Consider the following 25,475-nt stretch of genomic DNA (forward strand, 5'->3'; position numbering starts at 1 on the left):
TCGCGCTGTCCGGACAGTGGCTCAGAGCTGCGTGATGTCCAGCTCGCCCTGCGCGTATTGCTTGCGGATAACCTTTTTATCGAACTTCCCCACGCTCGTCTTCGGAACGGACGGGATGACCGACCACCGCTCCGGCAGCTGCCACTTCGCGATGCCGGACTCGGCGAGGAAGGCGCGCAGCGCCTCGTAGTCGGCGGTGGCGCCCTCCTTGAGGACGACCGTCGCGAGCGGGCGCTCGCCCCACTTCTCGTCCGGGACGGCCACGACGGCGGCCTCCGCGACGTCCGGGTGGGCCATCAGGGCGTTCTCCAGCTCTACGCTGGAGATCCATTCGCCGCCGGACTTGATGACGTCCTTGGCGCGGTCGGTGAGCGTGAGGAAGCCGTCCTCACTGATGACGCCGACGTCACCGGTCTTCAGCCAGCCGTCCTCGCTGAACTTGTCCTCGGGGCGCAGCATCTCGCCGTCCGCGCCGCCGTAGTAGGCGCCCGCGATCCAGGCGCCGCGCACCTCCAGCTCACCGGCCGATTCGCCGTCCCACGGCAGGTGTTCGCCGCCCGGGCCGACGAGCCGCGCCTCGACGCCGGCCGGGAAGCGCCCCTGGGTGACGCGGTAGGGCCATTCCTGCTCCTCGGTCAGGCCGGCGGGCGGATTGGCCATGGTGCCGAGCGGGGAGGTCTCCGTCATGCCCCAGGCGTGGCAGAGGCGCACGCCGAGCTTGTCGTACGCCTCCATGAGGGAGGGCGGGCAGGCGGCGCCGCCGATCGTGACGTTGGCCATGGAGGTGAGGTCGCGCGGGTTGGCGGTGACCTCGGCGAGCAGGCCCTGCCAGATGGTGGGGACGGCGGCGGCGTGCGTCGGGCGCTCGCGCTCGATCATGTCGGCGAGCGGGGCGGGCTGGAGGAAACGGTCGGGCATCAGCATGTTGACACCGGACATGAACGTCGCGTGCGGCAGGCCCCAGGCGTTGACGTGGAACTGGGGGACGACGACCAGGGTGGTGTCCTTGTCGGTCAGGCCCATCGACTCGGACATGTTGACCTGCATGGAGTGCAGGTAGATCGAGCGGTGGGAGTAGACGACGCCCTTGGGCTCACCGGTCGTGCCGGAGGTGTAGCACATCGCGGCGGCCTGTCGCTCGTCCAGCTCGGGCCAGTCGTAGCTGGTGGGGCGGCCGGCGAGCAGTTCCTCGTACTCGTGCACGCGCACCGCCGCGCCGTCCAGGACGGAGCGGTCACCAGGACCGGACACGATCACGTGCTCGAGCGACGTCAGCTGGGGAAGCAGCGGCGCGAGGAGCGGCAGCAGGGAGCCGTTGACGATGACGACCTTGTCGTCGGCGTGCTTGACGACCCAGACCAGCTGCTCGGCGGGGAGGCGGAGGTTCAGCGTGTGGAGGACGGCGCCCATGGACGGGATGGCGAGGTACGCCTCCACGTGCTCGGCGTTGTTCCACATAAGGGTGGCGACGCGCTGATCGGCGTCGATGCCGAGTTCGTCGCGCAGGGCGTTGGCGAGCTGCATGGCGCGCCGGCCGATCTCGGCGAAGCTGCGCCGGTGCGGCTCCGGCTCTCCGGTCCAGGTCGTAACCTGCGACTTCCCGTGAATCGTCATCCCATGCGTCAGGATGCGGGTGACAGTCAGCGGTACGTCCTGCATGGTGCTGAGCACGGCGTCCTCCCGGTGGGCGCTACGCGGCAGTAAGGTACCGCTGATTCTGCGCACATACCGAGCGGTATGTCACTACTCCCGAGGGTACGAATCGGTGTCGTCCCGCAATGTCACACCGGCCGGGACCGGGCCGGATCGCCCTGTCCCATCTCTCCTGTCCCACCTCTACGGAGGCCACCGCTCAGCGGACCGGCGTCAGCTCCGGGTCCTGGCGCAGCTTGCCGAGCGCCCGGGAGACCGCGCTCTTGACCGTACCGACGGACACGCCGAGCACTTCGGCTGTCTGCGCCTCGCTCAGGTCTTCGTAGTACCGCAGGACGACCATGGCCCGCTGGCGGGCCGGCAGCTTCAGCACCGCGCGCCACATCGCGTCGTGCAGCGACTGCCGCTCCGCGGGGTCGGGGCCGGGGACCGCCTCCTGCTCGGGCAGTTCCTCGCAGGCGAACTCGTCGACCTTGCGCTTGCGCCACTGCGAGGTCCTGGTGTTCAGCAGGGCCCGGCGGACGTATCCGTCGAGGGCCCGGTGGTCCTCGATCCGGTCCCAGGCGACGTACGTCTTGGTGAGCGCCGTCTGCAGCAGGTCCTCGGCGTCGCTGGGGTTGGCGGTGAGCGAGCGGGCCGCCCGCAGCAGCACCGGCCCGCGCGCCTGCACGAACGACGTGAACGAGGGATACGGAAGGTACGGCGCCGCCGACGCGCGCGCCCCGCGCGAAGCGCGGCCGGGAGTTCCCGGCGTGCCCGCCGGGGCGGAGGTGCGCGCCGGCGCGAAAGTGCGTACCGCGGCCGACGTGCATGCCGGTGCGGCTCCCCTGGAGGTCCCCGTGCGGACTGGCGTGGTCATGGCTCCACGCTAGGAGCGGGGTCCGCCGCCCGGATCGCCCCCAGGTCCCGAAACCGCGTCCGCCTCAGGGTGTAGAACCGGACCCCCCTCCACCTCCTGTAGGTGGAGGGGGCCGCGCTCCGGTCCTCCGGGTCGCGCCCGAGGTGTGCCCGCCCGCGGGCCCGGCCCCGGCCGGCCCTGCGCCGGGCCACATGCCGGACGGCCCGCCCGTACGCCGAAGGGGCGTACGGGCGGGCCGTCATGGTGCGTCCGTCGCGGTCCGGCCCCCCGACCGGGCCGCGCACGGAACCGGGACTCACCAGAGATTCGTGAAGTTCACCGCCAGGTTGTACGTGGCCTGATCGATGTCGGTGAAGCCGGAGCCGTTCGCCTGGGCGGAGTTGCTCTGGTTCGACGCCCCGGCACCGGTCGCCTGCTGCTGCGAGGTCGACGAGTTGCCCGCGTTGTTCCCGCCGACCCCGCTGCCGCTGATCGTGGCCACGCCCGCGTTCGATCCGTTGCTCGCGAACGAGCCGTTGTCCGCCTGGGCCACTCCGCCGAGGAGAACGGCGGCCAGAGGCAGCGCGGCAACGACGGCGAGGACACGAGCGGTACGGATGCTTGCCATGTCTGTTCCTCCAGGAACCGGAAGTAGGGCTGAGGCTGAACCCGGGCCGGCGGCCGACCGCCCGGCGATGATCACGACGTCGCGGACCAAAGCTGCCCACCGCCGTACCGGCGAATCACCCACAGCTTCCGGTTCCCCCGCAAGCGTGAGGAACGAGAACCAAACCCTCGGCCCGGGGCGAACCGCGCGCCCCGCGCTCGCATAAGAGACGCCCGGAGGGGGAAGGCGGGAGCGGACCCGCCCGGATTCGAACCGGCTTCCTCACGGTTCTGGAGACCCCGCGTGACGACCTCTGCGCTACGGCTCCGCCCCCGCCGGCCGTCCTGGAAGCGCGGGCGCATACGGAAACGGCCCCCGACCGGTTCTCCCGGTCGGGGGCCGTTCACCTGGCGGTGGGTGTGGGATTTGAACCCACGGTGACTCGCGCCACGACGGTTTTCAAGACCGTTCCCTTAGGCCGCTCGGGCAACCCACCCCGCGCCGGCGCGGTCGGTGAGGACCGGTGCGGCGCGGGAACAGCCTAGCCGGTCAGCTGTCGCCCTTGCGCTCCCCCAGGGTCACTTCGGCCGTCGCCGTCTTGCCGTCGCGTTCGTAGGTCAGGGTGACCCGGTCCCCCGGCTTGTGGGTCCAGATCTCGCCGATCAGGGTGGGGCCGCTGTCGATGACGGTGTCGTTGAACTTCGTGATGACGTCGCCCGCGCGCAGGCCCGCCTTGGCCGCCGGGCCGCCCTTCGTGACCGCGTCCGTGCCGCCCGTGCCGCGGTCCGAGATGACGGCGCCGCCGCTCTCCTCGCCCATCGTCACCGTGGCGCCGATGACCGGGTAGACCGGCTGGCCGGTCTTGATCAGCTGCTGGGCGACGGTCGTCGCCTGGTTGATCGGGATCGCGAAGCCGAGGCCGATGGAGCCGGCCTGGCTCTGGCCGGAGCTGCCGGTCGACTGGATCGCCGAGTTGATCCCGATGACCGCGCCGCCCGAGCTGAGCAGCGGGCCACCGGAGTTGCCCGGGTTGATCGACGCGTCGGTCTGCAGGGCGCTCATGTACGAGTTGCTGCCGCCGTTGCCGTCCCCGGAGGCGACCGGACGGTTCTTCGCGCTGATGATGCCCGTGGTGACCGTGTTGGACAGACCGAACGGGGCACCGATCGCGATCGTCGAGTCGCCGACCGCCACCTTGTCCGAGTTGCCCAGCGGCAGCGGGGCCAGGGACTGCGGGGGGTTCTTCAGCTTGATGACGGCCACGTCGTAGCCCTGGGCACGGCCGACCACCTCGGCGTCGTACTTCTTGCCGTTGGAGAACGTCGCCGTGAGCTGGCCGCTGTCCGCCGCGGAGGCCACCACGTGGTTGTTGGTGAGGATGTGGCCTTCCTTGTCGTACACGAAGCCGGTGCCCGTACCGCCCTCGCCGTCACCGCCCTGCGCCTCGATCGTGACCACGCTGGGCAGCGCCTTGGCGGCCACACCGGCGACCGTGCCCGGATCGCGCTTGAGGTCCTGCGGGTTGGCCGAGGCCGAGACCGTCGTCGAGCCGGAGCCGTCGTTGCTGTCCGCGGCCCAGTAGCCGAGGGCACCGCCGATGCCACCCGCCACGAGCGCCGCCACCACCACGGCGGCCACCAGAGCTCCCGCGCCCCGCTTGCGCGGCGACTCGGGCGTGTGCGTTCCGCCGGGCGGGCCCCAGACCGGACCGCCACCGCCGCCGTGCGCCCCCTGGGCGTAGGCGGGGACGGCGGGCGGAGGCGGGGGCCAGCCCGCGTCGGCCGCGGACTGCGGCGGGGGCGGGGGCGCGTACTGCGGGGTCGCCGGGAACGCGGCCGTCTGCTCGGGTGCGTGCGGCGCGGGCTGCTGCTCCGGCGCGGGCCGGACCGGCTGCTGCCGGGTGTCCGGGGCGTCCGGGTGGGACGCGGCGGGGGGCGCGTCCTGGGGGTGCGCCTGGGGAGCGTCGGCCGGCACGGGAGGTGCGGACGGAACGGACGAGGCGGCCTCGGCCCCGGTGCCCTCGTTGCCCTCGTTCTCTGTGCTCACAGCTCTTTACTCCTCGGTTCCACATCAGTCATTCGGCAAGAGATCCGCTGTGTACGTGTCTGGAGCCAGCTTTTCCCAGGACACGTCAGGCCACTGTAAGCAGGACCTGTGGATCTGCGCACGGCCCTTACATCGGACAAAAGGACCCCTCGTAGCAAGGTGCGCACGGCCGTGTTCCCGCGGTGACACCATGACCCGCGTGACCCAAGCACGGCAGCAGCACCCCATGCAGCATCCCATCCAGGTCATCGCCCACCGGGGCGCGTCCGACGACGCCCCCGAGCACACCCTCGCCGCGTACCGGAAGGCGATCGAGGACGGTGCCGACGCCCTGGAGTGCGACGTACGCCTCACGGCCGACGGCCACCTCGTCTGCGTGCACGACCGCAGGGTGAACCGTACGTCCAACGGCCGCGGCGCGGTCTCCGCCCTGGAGCTGAACGCGCTCGCCGCCCTCGACTTCGGCTCCTGGAAGGACCGTGACGAGACGGAGTCACCGGACTGGGACCCGGTGCCGGGCGAGCTCACCTCCGTACTCACCCTGGAGCGGCTGCTCGAACTCCTCGTCGAGACGAGGGCGTCCGGGCGGCCGCTCCAGCTGGCCATCGAGACCAAGCACCCGACCCGCTGGGCGGGGCAGGTCGAGGAACGGCTCCTGCATCTGCTGAAACGCTTCGGGCTCGATGCGCCCCCGCCGGCCGGCACCCCCGCGCCGGTACGCGTCATGAGCTTCTCGGCCCGCTCCCTGCACCGCGTCCGGATCGCCGTACCCCATCTGCCCACCGTGTACCTGATGCAGTTCGTGTCGCCCCGGCTGCGCGACGGACGCCTGCCCGCCGGGGCGCGGATCGCCGGCCCCAGCATGCGGATCGTGCGCAGCCATCCCGGCTACATCGAACGGCTCCACCGGGCCGGGCACCGGGCGCACGTCTGGACGGTCAACGAACCGGAGGACGTCGAACTCTGCGTACGGCTCGGGGTCGAGGCCATCATCACCAACCGCCCCAAGCAGGTCCTGGCCCAGCTGGACCGTTCGTAACATCAGCGAACCGGCACATCTGCGCATGAACCCATCTGTGCATGAACCCATCTGCGCATGAGCTCATCTGCGCATGAGCCCATCTCCACCTCACCGGATCAACTACGGGGAGTACACCGGCGCACTCGGACCGTGCCTGTTCGTGACGAGTGCGTCACTGACAGACCATTGGCCGGTTTCCGGCACAGCTCAGGAGGGCATCCACTCCGTGGCGTGGGGGCAAAGGAGGTCTCGGGGGTGGCGTTGGTGGTGGCACAGGAGGTGCCCACGTCGTCGAGCATGGCCGTACCCCATGGTCCTGCGGGCGTGGGCCAGGCGCGGCGCCGGATGCGCGAGCAGTTGCGCAGCCACGGGGTGTCGGATTCGGTCGTCGACGATGCGGTGTTGGTTCTTTCCGAGTTGCTCAGCAACGCCTGCCGGCACGGCAGGCCGCTGGGCAGGCACAACGAGAGGGGGGACGGCGCCGTGCGCGCCGCCTGGCGCGTCGACAGGACGGGTGGACTGACCGTCGAGGTGACGGACGGCGGCGGCCCGACCCGGCCGGTTCCGGCCACACCTTCGGTGACCGCGCGTGGCGGCCGGGGGCTCAACATCATCAGCGCTCTGGCCCAGGAGTGGGGCGTACGCGACGGCGCCTCGGGCGAAGTCACCGTCTGGGTACTGCTCGACGGGGGCCACGGCTCCCACCGCCGGCCCGGTGGACGGGAGGGCGGACGGGGCGGTCGGCGGACGGCCGGCATGGCCGGACTGCCGAGCGCGCAGAGGGCCGCCGTCATCCCGGGATTCGAGGGGCTGGATTTCACCGGCGCGTTCGATGACGCGTTCGACGACGTGGGCTGAGGACGCGGACCGGGCCGCCCGCGCGGCCGGTTGTGCCCGGGCGGGCTGCGGGACGGCTAGGCTCGCGGGCCAGACCGCACTGTCGCAATCGGGAGTAAGCCCACCATGGCGAAGAAGCGCCCTCAGACCAAGGCCGGGAAGCAGCAGCTCAAGGACGGCGAGATCCCGGTGGTCGGGGCTCGCGAACCCTGCCCGTGCGGTTCGGGCCGCCGCTACAAGGCATGTCACGGCCGCGCCGCGGCCCAGGCCGTGACCGAGCTGGTCCAGCGCCCCTTCGAGGGCCTGGCCGGGGAGTGCGACTGGGTCGCGCTGCGCGAGCTGGTCCCCGCGGCCACGGCCGAACTGACGCTCAAGGGCGGCCTGCCCGAGGGGGTGCCGTCGGTGACGCTGGCGACGGTCCTCCCGATGGCGTGGCCCGCGCTGCGCCGCGACGACGGTTCCGTCCTGCTCGCCCTGCAGAACGACACCTCCTCCGGCGACCTCAGCCGGGACCTCGCCGACACCCTGCAGCGCGCGCTGGAGGCGGAGCCCGGTTCGCCCGTCGCCGCCCGCCGCGTGCCGGCCGACGGCCCCCGGCTGCAGGACCTCCTGGACGCCGATGCGCCGTTCGAGCCGGTCGTCCACTCCGGCTTCGAGTTCTGGGTGCCGGACGCGGAGAACGCCACGGCCGAGGTGACCGCGTCGCTGGAGCGTGCGAACGAGGCGGCGATCCCCACCACCCTGCTCTCCGGTACGGATGCCGCCTACTGGTGCGAGACGCCGGAGAAGAACCACCTGCGCTGGGTCATGCCGCACGCCGAGGAGCAGCTGCTCGACGCGCTCGCCCGGCTGCACGCCGCGGGCGAGTCGTCGCTCGGCGATGACACCCGGCTGGTCGGCTCGTTCCGGGCGCACGGGCTGATGGTCCCGGTCTGGGACCTGCCGAGCGTGATGGGGGCCGAGGACTGCGAGAAGCCCGCCGCCGCGTTCGCGGAGCGGCTCGCGACGGCGCTCGCGTCGACCGCGCCGCTCACCGCCGAGGAGCGGCGGGCCCGCGGCGGCCTCACCAACCGCCAGGTGACGCTCAGCTGACCGTGTCCGCCGCTCGGGCCGGACGGTGACTCCCGTCACAACTCACCGTACTGACAGGTAAATCGCTGTCCGAATACCCGAGATCGAATTTGCGAACGGCAGATCTCTTGTTACCGTTCTAGAAGCCCGGTCGCTGGTGCATCCCCCGTCGCCAGCGATCGGGCGTCCTCATTTCCGGGTACGGCGCGCATCGCGCGCCCGGAACGCGCGGCTCCGCGCACGGGCTCCGTACAGGCGGCGCACAGCCCCGCCGCCACTCCCTCCGCCCCAGCTCCCTCCGCACGATGTCCCGGCGTCATCCCTGCGGCGGACGAAGCCGGTTGGAGCCCCCGGCCGTCGGGGAACATCGCCCGAAACGCCGTCAGAAAGCCCGGCGCCGGCCCGCTTCGCGGCCGACCGAATTCATGCGACGACCCCATCACGGAACAAACGGATGCCACGCGAGCAGTCCGGTCGTTTACGTGGAAATCGTGAAACGGAGTGGAAGAGCGGAGGGAAGGATGGAAGTTTTTCGCCGGAGATCGGACAGGGAAGCGGCAGAACTCCGTAATGAATGCCGCCCGCAAGGGCAAACATGCATCGGAATCCGGCCAACCCTGCCATCGACCGCTCAGTGCGCGAGTCTGCTGCCGCCGTCCGGGGCACCCGTGCTCGCCTCGACCAGCGCGTCCAGCACGTCCCCCACGTCCGGGAGCCAGGGCGCCGCGGCCGGCGCGGCGGCGCGCTTGGGGCGCGGGCCGGTAGCGCGACCCGGCGCGCGCTCCCAGCGCACCTGCCCCGTCCCGATCTCCGACGGCGGCAGGACGACATAGCCGCCCTCTCCGTGGAACCGCAGCGAGCTGGGCACCCAGTCCTGCGCGTACAGCAGCTCGCCGAGCCGTTCGAGGGTGTACGGGGCGACCAGCAGCGCCCACCGGGTGGGCGTCGCCACCACGGGCCCCGGCCGCAGCCCCGCCCGGTCGAGCCCGGCCAGGGCCCGGGCACCGGCCACCGCCGGGAGGCTCAGCGCGCACGGCGCCCGCCCACCCGTCGCAAGCAGCACCGGTGCGGCCGGCCGGTTCGTCCACCACCAGCGCACCATCCGGGCGTCGGTGGTCGCGGCGAGCGGGCCGGGGTCGAACGGGTGCGCGCCGGGCACCGCGCACTCCGGATCGGGGCACGCGCAGCAGCGGTCGCGGTCACCGCCGCCGCCCGCTTCCCGCAGCCCCGCGCCGGGGACCACGGGCCACTGCCACACCGTGGCGCAGGTCAGGGCCGCTTCGAGCCGGGCGGAACCGCCCTTGCGACCGAGCCTGCGTCGCCTTCCGAGGATCTCGCGCATGAGCGCTCGTTCCTTTCCGTTGAACGCCGAGGGTCCGCCTCACACCGTGCGCGGTCACACCATGCCTGCGGATCTTCTGGGTGTACGTGCTCGTCGAGCCTGCGGTACGGGTCGTTCGTCGGTACCGAGCGTGAGCTGTGCTGAGCCGGATCGAGCTGCTTGCAGTCGACATCGTGGCGCGTGCGGGGCGCACGGCGCGCCTGCCGCCCGCGCGTACGGCCTCACCACTCGGGGGGTGGGGCGCGGCCGTCACAGGAGAGGACGTCCGGGCCTGCTGCCGGGTTCCGGGGGCGGGCGGACCGCCCCTGGCCATCCAAGAATTACGTACCCAGCATGCCCGGAATGACGCTCCCCCTGGGACTTCACCCGGAGGCGCACCCCCGTCGGGCAGACCCAGTCGACCGCCAATGGTCACTACTGGGTGCGGTTTTTGGCCAAGTTGTTTAAGGCACGGACACCGCGTTTCCCGTGGGGACAATGCTGGACATCGCCTCACTTGTACGTGTACATGTGGATGCACTGGTAGCGGCGCAAAATGACATGGGGGTTTGCGATGCTATTCGACGGAACACACCGCTCGGAAAGCCGACGAACATGAGCGCTCCGCACCTGCCAAAAGTGGCTGGAATCGATCCCACAGTTCCGGTTTCGGCGCACACTGCCGAGCCGATCGACGAGGTCCCGGCCGCGCCCGGCGCCTTCATCCAGGACCGGCTGGCCGGCTGGGTCTCCGACCTCACCACGCTCCACGAGCTCACCGAGCGGCTGGCCAGAACCAGCACGCTCGACGACGCACTGCACGAGTTCCTCGACGCCGGGGCCGCATTGGTCGGCGCCCGCCGGGGGCTGGTCGCCTTCGAACCGTCCGACCGCCGCGGCCCCGTCAGCACCATCGGGCTCGGGCTGGCCCACGCCGAACTGGGCCAGATCGAGACCGTGCCGCGCAGCGCCACCTCCTACGGCCGCCTCCTGGAGGGCCTGCCCGGCCCGGACGCCCCGCCGGCCGCCCCCGATCTGCTCGGCGACAGCGACCTGGACCCCCGCAGACGCGAGGTCGCCGCCCGCCTCGGCTACGCCGCCAGCTACGCGCTCCCCCTCACCACCGATACGACCGGCCGGCTCGGCGCCGCCGTCTGGCTCTACGACGAGCCCGCGGAACCGCTGGAGCGCCAACGCCACCTCGTGGGCCTGTACGCCGGATACGCCTCCGAGCACCTGGCCCGTCTCCTGGAACTGGAACGGGCCAGAACGGATGTCGCCACCGTGACCGAGGAGCTCCTGCCCAGCCGGCTGCCCCGGGTCCCCGGCGTCCAGCTCGCCGTCCGCCACGAGGTGGCCCCGCGGGGCGGCAACGACTGGTACGACGCGCTGGCCCTGCCGGAGGGCGCGCTCGGTCTCGCCGTCGGCTCGGTGGACGGCTCGGGCCCCAGCGCGCTGGCCGCCATGGGACGGCTGCGCGCCGGACTGCGCGCGTACGCCGTGATGGAGGGCGAGGACCCGGTCGCCGTGCTCTCCGACCTCGAACTGCTGCTCCGGCTGACCGAGCCGGCCCGCTCGGCGACCGCCCTCTTCGCTTACTGCGAACCGGCCCGCCGCAGGCTCCTGCTGGCCGGGGCCGGGCACACACCGCCGCTGATCATCGGCGAGCGCCGCACCTCGTACGTGGAGACCACGCTGTCCGCCCCGCTGGGCATGCTCTCCTGCTGGGAGGCGCCCAGCGTGGACATCACCCCCGCGCCCGGCGAGACGGTTCTGCTGTACACCGACGGGCTGCTGCGCCGGGCCGGTGACTCGATGGACCGGGCGTACGCCCGGCTCCACGCGGCGGCGGCGAGCGTCCCGAAGGTGCTGCGCCGGGACGCCGCAGCGGTGGCCGACCACGTGGTGCGCACCGTGCTGCCGGAGGGAGCCGGGCCTGCGGACGGCGCCGAGGACGTGGTCGTACTCGCGGCCCGGTTCGACTGAGCCGTTCCCGGTGCGGCGCGCACAGGTCCTTCCCGTGTAAGAGGTCTTCCGGCCCTGGGCCCCCTTCCGTACGCCCGTACGATGGAGGAGGTCCAGTGTCGTATCCAAGGAGAACAGTCGTGTCTGAGGAGTTCCCGGAGACCCCGGAGACCGAAGAGACAGAGCCGGTCAAGCAGCGGAAGAACGGCCTGTACCCGGGCGTTTCCGACGAGCTCGCCGCGAGCATGCAGTCCGGCTGGGCCGACACCGAGCTGCACGGCCTGGAGCCGATCGCCCAGGCCGGTCACACCGCCGACCGACGCGCCGCCCTGTCCGCGCGCTTCCCCGGCGAGCGGCTGGTCATTCCCGCGGGCCGGCTGAAGACCCGCTCCAATGACACCGAGTACGCCTTCCGCGCCTCCACCGAGTACGCGTACCTCACCGGCGACCAGACCCAGGACGGCGTCCTCGTCCTGGAGCCGACGGCCGACGGCCACGAGGCGACCATCTACCTGCTGCCCCGCTCCAACCGGGAGAACGGCGAGTTCTGGCTCGACGGCCAGGGCGAGCTGTGGGTCGGCCGCCGCCACTCCCTCGCCGAGGCCGAACAGCTGCTGGGCATCCCCGCCAAGGACGTGCGCGAACTGCCCGCCGCACTCGCCGAGGCCACCGGTCCCGTCCGCAACGTCCGCGGTCACGACGCCGGCATCGAGGCCGCGCTCACCGACAAGGTCACCGCCGAGCGCGACGAGGAGCTGCGGGTCTACCTCTCCGAGGCACGCCTGGTGAAGGACGCCTTCGAGATCGCCGAGCTGACGAAGGCCTGCGACATCACCGCGCGCGGCTTCGAGGACGTCGTGAAGGTCCTCGACAAGGCCGAGGCCACCAGCGAGCGCTACATCGAGGGAACGTTCTTCCTGCGTGCCCGCATCGAGGGCAACGACATCGGGTACGGCTCGATCTGCGCCGCCGGCCCGCACGCGACCACCCTGCACTGGGTGCGCAACGACGGCGCCGTCCGCTCGGGCGAGCTGCTGCTGCTGGACGCCGGGGTGGAGACCAACGACCTCTACACGGCCGACGTGACCCGCACCCTTCCCATCAGCGGCACCTTCACACCGCTCCAGCGCAAGATCTACGACGCGGTGTACGAGGCGCAGGAGGCGGGTATCGCCGCGGTCAGGCCCGGCGCCGACTTCCGCGACTTCCACGACGCCGCGCAGCGGGTGCTCACCGAAAAGCTCGTCGAGTGGGGCCTGCTCGGCGACCTGTCGGTGGACAAGGTCCTGGAGCTCGGCCTCCAGCGCCGCTGGACCCTGCACGGCACCGGCCACATGCTCGGCATGGACGTCCACGACTGCGCCGCCGCGCGCACCGAGGCGTATGTGAACGGGAAGCTGGAGCCGGGCGTCTGCCTCACCGTCGAGCCCGGTCTCTACTTCCAGGCCGACGACCTGACCGTGCCCGAGGAATACCGCGGCATCGGCGTCCGGATCGAGGACGACATCCTGGTCACCGAGGACGGCAACCGGAACCTCTCCGACAAGCTGCCCCGGCAGGCCGACGAGGTCGAGGCGTGGATGGCTCGGCTCAAGGGCTGACTCATCACCTGCCGTACGCAGGGGAGGGCGCCCCGCTCAGGACACCATGAGCAGGGCGCCCTCGCGCCATTTCAGGATCTTGTCGAAGCTCACCACCGCGCCGGCGCACCCCGGGCGGTTGCCGAAGTGGACATGGTCGGCGAGCTGTTCGATCAGGCACAGACCCCGTCCCTCCTCGGCGGTGACGGGCGGGTACGACGCGTACTGCGGATCCGGCAGCCCGCTTCCGGGCTCCCGCTTCGGTGTGTGCGGTCCGCCCCGGGTGGGAAAACCGGGCCCCGAATCGGCGACTTCGATGCGGCACTTCTCGCCGTCCAGATACGCGGTGACCCGGTACTGGCCACTGGCCGTGGCCGACGGCTCCTCCCAGGCGTCCCGGGCCTTCCCGGTGGCGCCGGAGGTTCCGGCGTGCTCCCCGCCGTGCTCGACCGCGTTCGCACAGGCTTCGCTGAGCGCGAGAGACAGGTCGAAGGAGATGTCCGGGTCCACGCCCGCGGATTCCATCGTGCCGAGCAGGAACCGACGGGCGAGTGGGACGCTCGCAGCTTCGCGCCGCAAATGCAGTGACCACCAGATGCTCATGCTCCGGCCTCCTGGCTGCGGCTAGACATACCGATACGTATTGCCGCACCGGGGCGGTCGTAAGCACGCGCGTGCTCTGATGCCGCTCATTCGGCGGATAGCCGGATGTGCCACACCGGTGTATTCGCACCCCACCCGCCCGTTCCGCCCCGTCCAGGCCGGCCGCAATCCGGCCGAACGGCCCTGCTCACGCCCAATCCGCCCGGAAGGCGACCTTCCGGACCTGCCGTACGGGGGCGGGGGGCCGGGTGGGATGATGGGCCCGCCATGTCTGTGTCTGTGGGACGCGCCGGAGCCGGTCTGCGGCTACTGAGGGCCGCGGTGTTCGCCGCGGTCTGCGTCGCGTTGTCCGCGGCCGGGCATGCGCTGGCAGCCTGCGCGACCGTTCCCTGGTGGACCCTGCTCGCCGCGTTCCTCGGCGTGCTCGCAGTGGCCGTCCCCCTCGCGGGTCGCGAACGCTCCCTCCCCTCCATCACCGCGGCCCTGGCCGGCGGGCAGCTCGCCCTGCACACCCTGTTCGGGATGGGCACCCACGCCACGGCCTCCGGGACGGCGGGCGGCGAGGACGCGCTGATCCGGTTCGCGGCGAGCCTCGTCTGCGGGGCCGGACCCCACCGGCTGAACGCCGCCGAGGCGCGGCACATCGTCGGCACCGCGGGGATCGACCCGGCGACGGTGACCATCCAGGCGCACCAGCACCTGGCCGCGGCCCCCTCCGGCGGCATGGGGCCCACCGGCCCGGCCGGTCTCTCCGACACGCTGCCCAGCCTGCCCATGCTGCTCGGGCACCTGCTGGCCGCCCTGGCCACCGGCTGGCTGCTGCGGCGGGGCGAGGTCGCCCTGTTCCGCCTCGCCCGGCTGTCGGCCCACGGCGCCCAGCAGGTCGCGGCCGGGGCCAGGCTCAGGGCGCTGCGGGACGCGTTCCGTCTCGTCGCCGCCCTCCACGCGGGCCTGGCCGGCGAGTCGGCGACCGGGCCGCGCACGCCTCGTACGGCCGTGGACGCACCGCGTCCGGCCACCGGCGATCCGTTGCAGCACATGGTGATCAGGCGCGGACCGCCCTCCGCACTCGTTCTCGCAGCCTGACGCGACACCCTCCACGCGATGCGTACCGGCCCCATGCTCCGCACCCCTCGGTGCGGGGTACGGACCGGGCACGCGTCCCACCCGTACGGAGGTGTGCCGCGATGCCGGTGCGCATCCGCGCGCCGGAGCGCCTTCCCTTCGTGCCTCTGTGGAGTGATCCCTGTCATGAACGTTTCCCGCATCGCCCTCGCCGGCGGCGTCGCCGCGTCCACCGTGCTGCTGCTCGCCGGTACGGCCTCCGCCCACGTCAGCGTCCAGCCGCAGGGCGAGGCCGCCAAGGGCGGCTACGCCGTCATCAACTTCAAGGTCCCCAACGAGCGTGACAACGCCTCGACGACCAAGCTCGAGGTCAGCTTCCCGACCGACCACCCGCTGGCGTCCGTCATGCCGCAGCCGGTGCCCGGCTGGGACATCGAGGTGACGACGAGCAAGCTGGCCAAGCCGCTGGAGATGCACGGCAAGACGATCAACGAGGCCGTCTCCAAGGTCACCTGGACCGGCGGAAAGATCGAGCCCGGCCGCTTCCAGCAGTTCCCGCTCTCCGTCGGCCAGCTCCCCGAGGACGCCGACCAGCTGGTGTTCAAGGCCATCCAGACGTACTCCGACAAGGAGGTCGTCCGCTGGATCGAGGAGCCGAAGGAAGGCGCCGACGAGCCGGAGAGCCCCGCTCCCGTGCTCAAGCTGACGGCCCCGGCCGGTGACGCGCACGGTGCCACCGCCGCGGCCGGTTCGGACTCCTCGAAGTCGTCCGGCTCCTCGGACTCCGCCGGGAAGAACGGGGAGACCACCGCCGCTTCGTCGTCCTCCCAGGACAACACCGCCCGGGTGCTCGGCATCGTCGGCATCGTCATCGGTGTGGCCGGCGTGGCCTTCGGTGTCCTGGCCGGGCGCCGCCGTACGACCTGACCGGCCCCAGGGGGCCAGGACCCTCCTGGCCCCATCTGCTCCACCGACCCACCAGGAAACAGTGCTCCATGGTTAAGAAGATCGTGCCGGCCGCGGCGCTCGTCGTCGCGGCCGCGCTCACCCTGTCCGCCTGCGGCGGCAGTGACAACGACGGCAAGAAACCCGTCGCCGACGTGTCGATGGAGGCGAAGACGCAGGCCGCGACGGTGCTCGACCAGCCGTTCACCAAGCCGGACCTCGTCCTGACCGACACGCACGGCAAGAAGTACGACCTGCGCAAGGAGACCAAGGGCAAGCCGACGCTCATCTACTTCGGCTACACCAACTGCCCCGACGTCTGCCCGCTCATCATGAGCAACATCGCCATCGCCAAGAAGTCCCTGCCCGCGGCCGACCAGGACAAGCTCCGGGTCGTCTTCGTCACCACCGACCCGGAACGGGACACCCCCGCCTCCCTCGGCAGCTGGCTCAAGGCGCAGGACCCCTCCTTCATCGGTCTCACCGGCGACTTCCCGGCCATCCAGGCCGGCGCCCGGCAGATCGGCATCGGCATCGACGCGCCGAAGAAGGAGAAGGACGGCACGGTCGTCTCGATGCACGGCTCGCAGGTCATCGCGTTCTCCCCGAAGACCGACAAGGGATACGTGCTGTACAGCGAGGACACCACGCCCGACGACTACACCAAGGACCTCCCCAAGATCGTCGAGGGGGAGAACCCGTGAACCACCGCACGGCCCTCGCCGGTGTCCTGGCCCTGACCACGGGCCTGACCCTGGCGGGGTGTTCGTCCTCCGCCGACAGACCGGAGCTGAAGGTCGTCGGCGGGTTCATGCCGCAGCCCGTCAACGACATGGCGGCCGGCTTCCTCATCGTGCAGAACCACGGCACCGGGGACGACCGCCTCACCTCGGTCACCAGCCCGCTGTCGGACGACGTCACCATCCACGAGACGAAGAACCAGGTCATGCGCAAGGTGACGTCCTTCGACGTGCCCGCGGGCGGGGAGCTGGATCTCGAACGCGGTGGCAACCACATCATGTTCATGAAGCTCAAGCAGCAGCCCAAGCAGGGCCAGAAGGTGTCCGTGGAACTGCACTTCGAGAAGGCCGGCGCGATCGAGGTCGACCTTCCCGTGAAGGAGACCACCCACAACCCGAAGAAGCAGTGAGGGACTGACACGCCATGACAGCCACCGCCCCGCCCTTCGGGCCGTCCCCGTCCGCCCCGCGACGGCCGCTCGCCGCGGCCGGACTCCTCACCGCGCTGCTCGGCGCGGTATTCGGTCTGCTGCTGGCCGTCGCGGCCCCCGCGTCGGCCCACGCCGCACTCACCGGGAGCGATCCGCAGGACGGGGCGGTGGTCGCCACGGCACCCGAGGAGGTCACCCTCACCTTCTCCGAGCAGGTCGCCCTCGGCGCGGACTCCATCCGCGTCCTGGACCCGTCGGGCAAGCGCGCCGACACGAAGGCCGCCCCGCGCGATCTGCACAGCGGCGCCACCGTGAAGTACGGCGTCGCCCTGCGCGACGGCCTGCCCGACGGCACGTACACCGTGGCCTGGCAGGCGGTCTCCGCCGACAGTCACCCGGTCTCCGGCGCCTTCACCTTCTCCATCGGGGCACCCTCCGAAACCACCGTCGCCCTCCCCCGCGACGAGGCCGGAGGCGGTCTCGTCGGCACGCTCTATGACATCGCGCGCTACGCCGCGTACGCCGGGTTCATCGTGCTCGCGGGCGGCGCCGCATTCGTCCTGGCCTGCTGGCAGCGCGGTGCGGGCGCGCGTCCGCTGCAGCGGCTGGTCGTACACGGCTGGATGACGTTCACCGCGGCGACGCTCGCGATGCTGCTCCTGCGCAGCTCGTACACCGGTTCCGGCAAGCTCGGGGACGTCCTCGACCTCGACGGCCTGAAGGCGGTCCTCGACACCAAGCCCGGGGCCGCGCTGGTCTCCCGGCTCCTGCTGCTCGGCGCGAGCGCGCTGTTCGTCGCGGTGCTGTTCGGCGCGTACGCCAAGCGCGAGGACCCGCGCGAGAAGAAGGACCTCACCTTCGGCCTCGCCATCGGCGGCGCGGTGATCGCCGCCGGTCTCGCCGGCACCTGGGCGCTGGCCGAGCACGCCTCGACCGGCATCCAGCCCGGCATCGCCATGCCCGTCGACGTGCTCCACCTGCTGGCCGTAGCCGCCTGGCTCGGCGGGCTGGTGGCGCTGCTGACCGCGCTGTACCGCACGCCCGACCTGACCGCGGCAGCCGTACGCCGCTTCTCCACGATCGCCTTCGTCAGCGTGGTCGTCCTCGTGGCGACCGGGGTCTACCAGTCGTGGCGGCAGGTCGGCACCTGGTCGGCGCTGACCGGAACGGGTTATGGACAGCTGCTGCTCGTCAAGGTGGGACTCGTCGCCGTCCTGGTGGGGATCGCGTCCGTGTCGCGCCGGTGGACGGGTCGGCTCGCGGTGGGCAGCGGGGTGGACGCCGGTGCCACGGAGGAGGACGTGGTCGAGCCGGTCACGGCCCAACGGACAGAAGCGGAGGCTGCGGAGGATCCCGTGCGGGCCGCCCAGCTCGCCCGGCAGCGGGCCGCCGTGGCCACCGCCGAGAAGAAGCGGATACGCGACGCCGACCCGGGCCGGTCGGGGCTGCGCCGCTCCGTGCTGGCCGAGGTCGGCGTCGCGGTGGCCCTGCTGGCGGTGACCACCGTCCTCACGTCGACCGAGCCGGGCCGTACGCAGGAGGAGGCGGCGCGCTCGTCGGCGGCGGCCGCGCCCGTGGAGAGCGGTCCCGTCACCCTCGCCCTGCCCTTCGACACGGGCGGCGAGAACGGCAAGGGCACGGTACGGATGGACATCGACCCGGCCCGTACCGGCGCCAACGTGATCCACCTGTGGATCGAGGGCCCCGGCAGGAAGCCCATGGACGTCCCCGAGGTGAAGCTCGCCTTCACCCTGGAGTCCAAGGACATCGGCCCGCTCCCGGCCGTCCCGGTCCGGCTGACCGAGGGGCACTGGACGGCCACGGGCCTCCAGCTCCCGATCGCCGGCGACTGGCACGTCGCGGTGACGGTGCGGACCTCGGACATCGACCAGACGACGGTCACCAAGAACGTGAAGATCGGCTGAGCAGGACCGTGAGCGGAAACAGCACAGGCAGCAAGGGCAGCGACGACAGCGGGACCGGTGCCCTCACCCGGCGACGGTTGCTCGGCACCGCCGGCGCCGCCGGCACGGCCGGACTGGTGCTCGGAGCGGTCGGCGGCGCCACCGGCTATGCCGCGACCCGTGAAGAGGCACCGACCTCACTGTCCACGGTCGGCTCCACCGAGGTGATGTTTCACGGGAAACATCAACCGGGGATCACCACTCCGCTTCAGGCGTGCGGCCATCTGGTCGCCTTCGACCTCGCCGCCGGCGCCGGGCGCAAGCAGGCCGCGGCCCTGATGCGCCGGTGGTCCGCGGTGGCCCAGCGGCTGATGGCCGGCGAACCCGTCGACGGCGCGGCGGACGGGCCCGGACACGACACCGGTGTCGCCCTGGACGCCGGCCCGTCCTCGCTGACCGTCACCTTCGGCTTCGGCGCCACCTTCTTCGAACGCACGGGCCTCACCGCGCGCCGCCCGCCGGGGCTCGACCCTCTGCCGCCGTTCTCCTCCGACCACCTCGACGCCGACCGGTCCAACGGTGACCTGTGGGTCCAGATCGGCGCCGACGACGCGCTCGTCGCCTTCCACGCGCTGCGGGCCGTACAGAAGGAGGCCGCTTCGACGGCCACCGTGCGCTGGCAGATGAACGGCTTCAACCGCACCCCCGGTGCCACCGCGAAGCCGATGACGGCCCGTAACCTGATGGGCCAGATCGACGGCACCGGCAACCCGAAGCCCACCGACAGCGACTTCGACAAGCGCGTGTTCGTCCCCGGTGGCCAGGACGCGGCGTACGACTGGCTCGCGGGCGGCTCCTACGCGGTGGTCCGGCGGATCAGGATGCTGCTCGACGACTGGGAGAAGCTGTCGGTGGAGCGCCAGGAACGGGTCATCGGCCGGCGCAAGGCGGACGGCGCCCCGCTCAGCGGCGGCACCGAGACCACCGCGATGGACCTCGACAGGGCGGGCCCGGACGGCAAGCCGCTGATCCCGGCCAACGCGCACGCCCGGATCTCCTCCCCCGAGCGCAACAGCGGTGCGGCGATGCTGCGCCGGCCGTTCTCGTACCACGACGGGATCGCCTCGGACGGCACCCCGGACGCCGGGCTGCTGTTCATCTGCTGGCAGGCCGACCCGCTGCGCGGATTCGTCCCGGTGCAGCGCAAGCTCGACCGGGGGGACGCGCTCTCGCCCTTCCTGCGCCACGAGGCGAGCGGGCTGTTCGCGGTACCGGGCGGTGCGTCGGCCGGGGAGTACGTGGGCCAGCGGCTCCTGGAGTCCTGAACGGTCCTGCGCAGTCGTGCACCACCGGGGCTCAACAGTCCGGGGCCCCGGGGTGCTCACCGCGCATTAGGGTGACGGTATGTCCGCCACGCGCTACGTCTATCTCGGCCCCGAGGGCACCTTCACCGAGGTCGCCCTCCGTACGCTCCCGGAAGCCGCCACCCGCGAACTGGTCCCGATGGTCTCCGTACCGGCGGCTCTGGACGCGGTGCGCAGCGGTACGGCCGCCGCGGCACTCGTACCGATCGAGAACTCCGTCGAGGGCGGCATCACCACCACCCTCGACCAGCTGACCAGCGGCGAACCGTTGATGATCTACCGCGAGGTACTGCTCTCCATCACCTTCGCGCTGCTCGTACGGCCCGGCACCAAACTGTCCGACATCAAGACGGTCACCGCTCACCCGGCCGCACAGCCGCAGGTGCGCAACTGGATGGCCGCTCACCTCCCCCAGGCGGTCTGGGAGTCGGCGGCGTCCAACGCGGACGGCGCGCGGCTCGTGCAGGAGGGCCGGTACGACGCGGCCTTCGCAGGGGAGTTCGCGGCGGCGAGGTACGGGCTCGAACCGCTGGTGACCGAGATCCACGACGCGGAGAACGCGCAGACCCGCTTCGTGCTGGTGGGGCGGCCGGCCCGGCCCGCGGCGCCGACCGGTGCGGACAAGACCTCCGTGGTCATCTGGCTGGGCGACGACCGGCCCGGTGCCCTGCTGGAGCTGCTCCAGGAGTTCGCGGTGCGCGGGGTCAACCTGATGCTGATCCAGTCGCGGCCGACCGGAGCGGGCATCGGCAACTACTGTTTCGCGGTGGACGCCGAAGGCCACATCTCCGACCGCCGGGTCGGCGAGGCGTTGATGGGGCTCAAGCGCATCTGCCCGAATGTCCGGTTCCTCGGCTCCTACCCGCGGGCCGGTGTGACGCCGTCCGATGTGCGCCCCCTGCGCGCGGGCACGTCCGACGCCGACTTCACCGAAGCCTCCGACTGGCTGGCACGCAACCAGGACGGGCGCGCCTGACAGCACCCCGACGCCCGGCCGTCCGGAGTCGGCGGCCGAGCGCCGTCGCTTGCCCTCATGGCCGGTGGGATCAGCGGATTGTCCTCGCCGAAAAGTTATCCACAGGCATGGGCCGGCACCTGGGGACAAGTCGACACCGCAATCCGACATGGTCGACAAATCAACGCAGCACCCCCAGACCCGTCCACAGAGCTTCAGGTCGCCCGCTGTCAGCCCAATTCCATTGATCAACCCTTTAGAGCTAGCAATTCCCACCCGAACGAGCGTGTGAAGTGGGTTTGAACTCTGAATCCACGCGCTTTCCGCAGCCTGTCGCAATGACCCCCTCCGCATCCACAGACTTCCCCCACAGCCTGTGGATAACTTTCCCGAACCGCCCACCCCTGTGGACAAGTGGCGACCAACTGCCCAGCCCCGCAAGGGTGGTGCGTCAAGAAACCGCACCCTTTCTGCCCCCTTCAGGGGAATAGGGCGCCTTTTCCCCGACGCGCGGCCGGACCCGCCTCCCGACCCTCTCCAGAATGCCAAATACTGCCAATTCGGGCAAAACCCCACGCTTGTCCCTATCGGTTCAAGTGGGGGAAGCCCACACCGGTAGCCTGGAGCAGTGATTGACCTTCGCCTGATTCGTGAGGACCCCGACCGTGTTCGCGCCTCCCAGCGCAACCGGGGAGAGGACGTCGCACTCGTCGATGCCCTGCTCTCCGCCGATGAACGGCGCAGGTCGTCCGGGGTCGCATTCGACGAGCTCCGTTCCGAGCAGAAATCGCTCGGCAAACTCATCCCCAAGGCTTCTCCCGAGGAGCGCGCCGAACTCCTGAAGCGCGCCGAGCAGCTCAAGGCCGACGTCAAGGCGGCCGACGCGGCCCAGGACGAGGCCGACACGGAGACCAGGAACCTGCTGCTGCGGCTCGGCAACATCGTCCACCCGGACGTGCCGGTCGGCGGCGAGGAGGACTTCGTCGTCCTGGAGACCCACGGGACGATCCGCGACTTCGGCGCCGAGGGATTCGAGCCCAAGGACCACCTGGAGCTCGGCGAGGCACTGGGCGCGATCGACATGGAGCGCGGCGCCAAGGTGTCCGGCTCGCGCTTCTACTACCTGACGGGTGTGGGCGCTCTGCTGGAGCTCGCGCTCGTCAACGCGGCGATCACCCAGGCCACCGAGGCCGGCTTCACCCCGATGCTGACCCCGACGCTGGTCCGCCCGCGGGCCATGGAGGGCACCGGATTCCTCGGCCAGGCCGCGGAGGACGTGTACCACCTGGACAAGGACGACCAGTACCTGGTCGGCACCTCCGAGGTACCGCTCGCCGCGTACCACATGGACGAGATCATCGACGCGGACAAGCTGCCGCTGCGCTACGCCGGCTACTCGTCCTGCTACCGCCGCGAGGCCGGAACATACGGCAAGGACACCCGCGGCATCTTCCGGGTCCACCAGTTCAGCAAGGTCGAGATGTTCTCGTACGTCGACCCCGCGGACGCGGAGGCCGAGCACCTGCGCCTGCTGGACTGGGAGAAGCAGTGGCTCACCGGCCTGGAACTGCCCTTCCAGGTCATCGATGTCGCCAGCGGCGACCTGGGGGCCTCGGCCACCAGGAAGTACGACTGCGAGGCGTGGATCCCGACCCAGGGCAAGTACCGCGAGCTCACTTCCGCGTCCAACTGCGGTGAGTTCCAGGCGCGCAGGCTCTCGGTCCGGATGCGTGACAACCGCGACGGCAAGAAGGTCATGCAGCCCCTGGCCACGCTGAACGGCACGCTCTGCGCCGTCCCGCGCACCATCGTGGCGATCCTGGAGAACCACCAGCTGGCCGACGGTTCGGTGCGGGTGCCCGAGGTGCTCCGCCCCTACCTGGGCGGGCGCGAGCTCCTGGAACCGGTCGCCAAGTGACCTTTCCCTACAAGCTCGTCGCCACCGACCTCGACGGCACCCTGCTGCGCGACGACGAGACCGTCTCCGCACGGACGCGCGAGGCCCTGACCGCCGCCGCGGCAGCCGGCGCGGCGCACATCGTCGTCACCGGCCGCGCCGTGCCGTGGACCCGGCACATCCTGGACGACCTCGGCTACGACGGCCTGGCCGTCTGCGCGCAGGGCGCGCAGGTCTACCACGCGGGTGAGCGCAGACTGCTGACGTCGCTCACCCTGGACCGGCAGCTCGCCGGGCTCGCCCTGTCCAAGGTCGAGGCCGAGGTCGGTCCGCTGGCGCTGGCCGCGAGCCGTGACGGGCTCGACGGCGAGGTGCTGGTCGGGCCGGGCTACCGCGTGCAGGAGGGGCCGCGTCCGGCCGTCTTCGTCCAGGACCCGGCCGAGATGTGGGCCGCTCCGCTGAACAAGGTCTACATACAGCATCCGGAGCTGGACGACGACGCGCTGGCCAAGGCCGCGCGGGCGGCGGTCGGGAATCTGGTGGATGTGGTCATGGCGGGCCCGGGGGTCGTGGAGATCCTTCCGCTGGGACTGAGCAAGGCCACCGGCCTCTCGCTGGCGGCACGCCGGCTGGGCGTGAAGGCGGCGGACACGATCGCCTTCGGTGACATGCCCAACGACATCCCGATGTTCGCCTGGGCCCGGCACGGGGTGGCCATGGCCAACGCCCACGACGACCTGAAGGCCGTCGCTCAGGAGACGACCACGTCGAACGAGGACGACGGCATCGCGGTGGTACTGGAGCGGCTGCTCCGGGAGTCGTGATCCACCGCTCTCCTCGCGCGGCTCAGGGACCGGGGCGCCGCCTCGGTCCCTGAGCCTTTCTCCACGCCTCCCGGGATCGGATCAGCGCTGGTTGCGGCGGTTCGGCTCCTTCGGATCGCGCGCGAGAGCGTCCATGCGGTCGTCGAGCCGGCCGATGTCCTCGGAGACCCCGCTCAGCCGCACGCTCATGGCGCCGACGACCTGGTGGGTGGCCTCCAGCCTGCGGTCGAGGCTGTCGAGCCGGTGCGACATCCGGTTGAGGACCGGGCCGAGCTCCTGGAGCGCGGTGCCCACACCGGCCAGGTGGCTCTCGACCCGGGTGACACGGTGTTCGAGCGACGCGTACCCGGCGCGCAGGTCCTGTTCGGCGTCGAGCAGATACGTACGTACGCACCGCGCGACGTCGCTGTCGCGAAGAAGCATGGCGACGTTGAGCACGGTCCGCCGGGTGAAGAGACGGAGCTGAGTGACTGCCTGTGGATAACTTTCGGCGCCTTCACCGCCCCATAGGGACACCATGTCCCTATGGAAGACCTCCAGTTCAGAGCCTCGAAGCGTTCTGAGTCCGTTCTCCTCCAGCTCGGCTCGATGGCGCTGGGTCACCTTTTTGACGACCTCTGTGGATACTTCGAAGTAACGAGCCACGTCCTCTGTGCGAAGGTGAATCCCGTCTGGGAGCATGACAAGGCATTTCACCTTGTCCAGGGCGTCGACGCGCCCCATCTGTTCGACGCGCAGCGCGCGTGATTCGAGCAAAGCGACTTCCGTCGGCATGAGCTGTCTTCCGTTCGTGAAAGCTACGGGGGAATGGACAGCCCTCTCCCCGGGCCTCAGGGGCGGAGGACGCTCACGGTTGCCACTCACTCACGGAACCGACCGGCGGGTGCTCCCTCGCCGTATCGGCCATCTGTACTTTCACGAACGCTACGACGCCACGGATTCCAGTTGCCTCCACGCACCGTGAACAACGCACCGATAACCGTACAGTTACGCGGAGGACTGTCCGGCATGTGAAAGTCCCCGGCCGATCGGCCGGGGACTTTCACATGCCGGAAGGGCAGGCGCTCACTCCTCGCCGGCGAGCTTCAGCGTGCGCAGCTTCTGCCCCGCGTACCAGGTCGCCGCCACGGTGACCACGGCCAGCAGGACCGTGGCGAGCGGCAGCCCCACGTCCGAGGTGATCGTGCCGTTGCCGCCGGTCTTCTCCGCCAGCGCGAGCGACCACTGCTGCACGCTGAGCGTGCGCGCGCCCGGCACCAGGCTGCCGAACAGGGCCTCCCACACCAGCGCGTAGACGAGGCCCAGCACCACCGCGTGCCGGCTGACCGTGCCCAGCAGCAGGAACAGCGCGCTGTAGGCGATGGAGGCGACCAGGGCGGCGATCGTGTAGGCCACCGCGATCTGCTGGCCGTTGCCGTTGAGGATCAGACCGGCGACCAGCGTCGGCACCGCCGAGAAGACCATGGTCACCGCGATCGCGACGATCAGCTTGGTGAAGATGATCGTCGGCCGGCTCACCGGCTTGGCCAGCAGGTAGACGATCGAGCCGTCGTCGATCTCCGGTCCGATGGCACCCGTACCGGCGATCACACCGATCAGGGGCACCATGGTGGCGATGGCGAATCCGCCCAGCACGTCCGAGGCCACCTGGTCGTCGGCCCCCGCGAACATCCGTACCGCCACCGCGATGACGATCAGCAGCGCGGGCAGGACGAAGAGGATGGCGGCGCGGCGCCGGCCGAGCAGCGCCCGGTAGGTGAGCCGGGCGACTGTGGGGTCGTACATGACGTCACAGCTCCTTGTCGGCC

22 protein-coding genes and 1 tRNA gene are annotated in these 25,475 nt (G+C 71.1%); 14 read left to right on the forward strand and 9 right to left on the reverse strand.

Annotated elements, in window-relative coordinates:
* Positions 1–21: 21 nt before the first annotated feature.
* From ABZ564_RS15465 to ABZ564_RS15485, 5 genes are all read right to left on the reverse strand, one after another.
* Positions 22–1,671 carry a long-chain fatty acid--CoA ligase gene (locus tag ABZ564_RS15465; protein ID WP_360855563.1) on the reverse strand — a complete coding sequence of 550 codons (1,650 nt, stop codon included), beginning with the start codon at positions 1,669–1,671 and terminating at the stop codon, positions 22–24.
* 181 nt (positions 1,672–1,852) lie between these two features.
* Positions 1,853–2,512 (reverse strand): SigE family RNA polymerase sigma factor, encoded by a 660-nt coding sequence (locus tag ABZ564_RS15470; RefSeq protein WP_360855566.1) that lies wholly within the window; start codon positions 2,510–2,512, stop codon positions 1,853–1,855.
* Between the two features lie 295 nt (positions 2,513–2,807).
* Positions 2,808–3,119 (reverse strand): hypothetical protein, encoded by a 312-nt coding sequence (locus ABZ564_RS15475; protein WP_360855569.1) that lies wholly within the window; start codon positions 3,117–3,119, stop codon positions 2,808–2,810.
* 387 nt (positions 3,120–3,506) lie between these two features.
* Positions 3,507–3,594: transfer RNA gene (locus tag ABZ564_RS15480), tRNA-Ser, on the reverse strand.
* Positions 3,595–3,647: 53 nt separating this feature from the next.
* Positions 3,648–5,144: a trypsin-like peptidase domain-containing protein gene (locus ABZ564_RS15485; RefSeq protein ID WP_360855572.1), complete on the reverse strand. Its 1,497-nt coding sequence runs from the start codon at positions 5,142–5,144 to the stop codon at positions 3,648–3,650.
* A gap of 190 nt (positions 5,145–5,334) precedes the next feature.
* On the opposite strand from ABZ564_RS15485, the gene ABZ564_RS15490 reads away from it, so the two are divergent.
* From ABZ564_RS15490 to ABZ564_RS15500, 3 genes are all read left to right on the forward strand, one after another.
* The gene (locus ABZ564_RS15490) at positions 5,335–6,183 is read left to right on the forward strand and encodes a glycerophosphodiester phosphodiesterase family protein (RefSeq protein ID WP_360855575.1); all 849 of its coding nucleotides are present in this window, start codon (positions 5,335–5,337) and stop codon (positions 6,181–6,183) included.
* 354 nt (positions 6,184–6,537) lie between these two features.
* Positions 6,538–7,023: an ATP-binding protein gene (locus ABZ564_RS15495; protein WP_360855749.1), complete on the forward strand. Its 486-nt coding sequence runs from the start codon at positions 6,538–6,540 to the stop codon at positions 7,021–7,023.
* Positions 7,024–7,128: 105 nt separating this feature from the next.
* The gene (locus ABZ564_RS15500; RefSeq protein WP_360855578.1) at positions 7,129–8,094 is read left to right on the forward strand and encodes a DUF5926 family protein; all 966 of its coding nucleotides are present in this window, start codon (positions 7,129–7,131) and stop codon (positions 8,092–8,094) included.
* A gap of 610 nt (positions 8,095–8,704) precedes the next feature.
* On the opposite strand, the gene ABZ564_RS15505 is transcribed toward ABZ564_RS15500, so the two are convergent.
* On the reverse strand, positions 8,705–9,415 hold the full coding sequence (locus tag ABZ564_RS15505; protein WP_360855581.1) for a bifunctional DNA primase/polymerase: 711 nt from the start codon (positions 9,413–9,415) through the stop codon (positions 8,705–8,707).
* A gap of 477 nt (positions 9,416–9,892) precedes the next feature.
* Here ABZ564_RS15505 and ABZ564_RS15510 point away from each other — a divergent pair, with 477 nt between their 5' ends.
* Both ABZ564_RS15510 and ABZ564_RS15515 read left to right on the forward strand, forming a co-directional pair.
* Complete coding sequence (locus ABZ564_RS15510) at positions 9,893–11,380, forward strand: PP2C family protein-serine/threonine phosphatase (protein WP_360855584.1); 1,488 nt, start codon at positions 9,893–9,895, stop codon at positions 11,378–11,380.
* 119 nt (positions 11,381–11,499) lie between these two features.
* Positions 11,500–12,960, forward strand: a complete 1,461-nt coding sequence (locus ABZ564_RS15515) for an aminopeptidase P family protein (protein WP_360855586.1) — start codon at positions 11,500–11,502, stop codon at positions 12,958–12,960.
* Between the two features lie 36 nt (positions 12,961–12,996).
* Here the strand turns inward: ABZ564_RS15515 and ABZ564_RS15520 are convergent, their stop codons facing one another.
* Positions 12,997–13,542 carry an ATP-binding protein gene (locus ABZ564_RS15520; protein WP_360855589.1) on the reverse strand — a complete coding sequence of 182 codons (546 nt, stop codon included), beginning with the start codon at positions 13,540–13,542 and terminating at the stop codon, positions 12,997–12,999.
* Positions 13,543–13,809: 267 nt separating this feature from the next.
* Between ABZ564_RS15520 and ABZ564_RS15525 the strand changes: the two genes are divergently transcribed.
* The 9 genes from ABZ564_RS15525 to ABZ564_RS15565 all read left to right on the forward strand — a co-directional run bounded on the left by ABZ564_RS15525 (position 13,810) and on the right by ABZ564_RS15565 (position 23,667).
* Positions 13,810–14,628: a hypothetical protein gene (locus ABZ564_RS15525; RefSeq protein WP_360855592.1), complete on the forward strand. Its 819-nt coding sequence runs from the start codon at positions 13,810–13,812 to the stop codon at positions 14,626–14,628.
* A gap of 165 nt (positions 14,629–14,793) precedes the next feature.
* Positions 14,794–15,534 carry a YcnI family protein gene (locus ABZ564_RS15530; protein WP_360855595.1) on the forward strand — a complete coding sequence of 247 codons (741 nt, stop codon included), beginning with the start codon at positions 14,794–14,796 and terminating at the stop codon, positions 15,532–15,534.
* A 68-nt stretch (positions 15,535–15,602) separates the two neighbouring features.
* On the forward strand, positions 15,603–16,256 hold the full coding sequence (locus ABZ564_RS15535) for an SCO family protein (RefSeq protein WP_360855598.1): 654 nt from the start codon (positions 15,603–15,605) through the stop codon (positions 16,254–16,256).
* Positions 16,253–16,702: a copper chaperone PCu(A)C gene (locus tag ABZ564_RS15540; RefSeq protein ID WP_360855601.1), complete on the forward strand. Its 450-nt coding sequence runs from the start codon at positions 16,253–16,255 to the stop codon at positions 16,700–16,702. Before ABZ564_RS15535 ends, ABZ564_RS15540 begins: the two co-directional genes overlap by 4 nt.
* 14 nt (positions 16,703–16,716) lie before the next feature.
* Positions 16,717–18,648: a copper resistance protein CopC gene (locus ABZ564_RS15545; protein WP_360855603.1), complete on the forward strand. Its 1,932-nt coding sequence runs from the start codon at positions 16,717–16,719 to the stop codon at positions 18,646–18,648.
* 8 nt (positions 18,649–18,656) lie between these two features.
* Positions 18,657–19,952 carry an iron uptake transporter deferrochelatase/peroxidase subunit gene (gene efeB / locus ABZ564_RS15550; RefSeq protein WP_360855606.1) on the forward strand — a complete coding sequence of 432 codons (1,296 nt, stop codon included), beginning with the start codon at positions 18,657–18,659 and terminating at the stop codon, positions 19,950–19,952.
* Positions 19,953–20,031: 79 nt separating this feature from the next.
* On the forward strand, positions 20,032–20,967 hold the full coding sequence (gene pheA / locus ABZ564_RS15555; RefSeq protein ID WP_360855609.1) for a prephenate dehydratase: 936 nt from the start codon (positions 20,032–20,034) through the stop codon (positions 20,965–20,967).
* Positions 20,968–21,574: 607 nt separating this feature from the next.
* Positions 21,575–22,864: a serine--tRNA ligase gene (gene serS, locus ABZ564_RS15560; RefSeq protein WP_360855612.1), complete on the forward strand. Its 1,290-nt coding sequence runs from the start codon at positions 21,575–21,577 to the stop codon at positions 22,862–22,864.
* Positions 22,861–23,667, forward strand: coding sequence for an HAD family hydrolase (locus ABZ564_RS15565; RefSeq protein ID WP_360855615.1), 807 nt, complete (start codon positions 22,861–22,863; stop codon positions 23,665–23,667). Before serS ends, ABZ564_RS15565 begins: the two co-directional genes overlap by 4 nt.
* Positions 23,668–23,748: 81 nt before the next feature.
* Here ABZ564_RS15565 and ABZ564_RS15570 read toward each other — a convergent pair whose 3' ends face one another.
* Together ABZ564_RS15570 and ABZ564_RS15575 are read right to left on the reverse strand one after the other, a co-directional pair.
* On the reverse strand, positions 23,749–24,441 hold the full coding sequence (locus ABZ564_RS15570) for a hypothetical protein (protein WP_360855618.1): 693 nt from the start codon (positions 24,439–24,441) through the stop codon (positions 23,749–23,751).
* Positions 24,442–24,732: 291 nt separating this feature from the next.
* Positions 24,733–25,452 (reverse strand): ABC transporter permease, encoded by a 720-nt coding sequence (locus tag ABZ564_RS15575; RefSeq protein ID WP_360855621.1) that lies wholly within the window; start codon positions 25,450–25,452, stop codon positions 24,733–24,735.
* Positions 25,453–25,475 lie beyond the last annotated feature (23 nt).

This window comes from Streptomyces sp. NPDC019224 (assembly GCF_040632605.1).
In the GTDB taxonomy this organism is placed as follows: Bacteria; Actinomycetota; Actinomycetes; order Streptomycetales; family Streptomycetaceae; genus Streptomyces.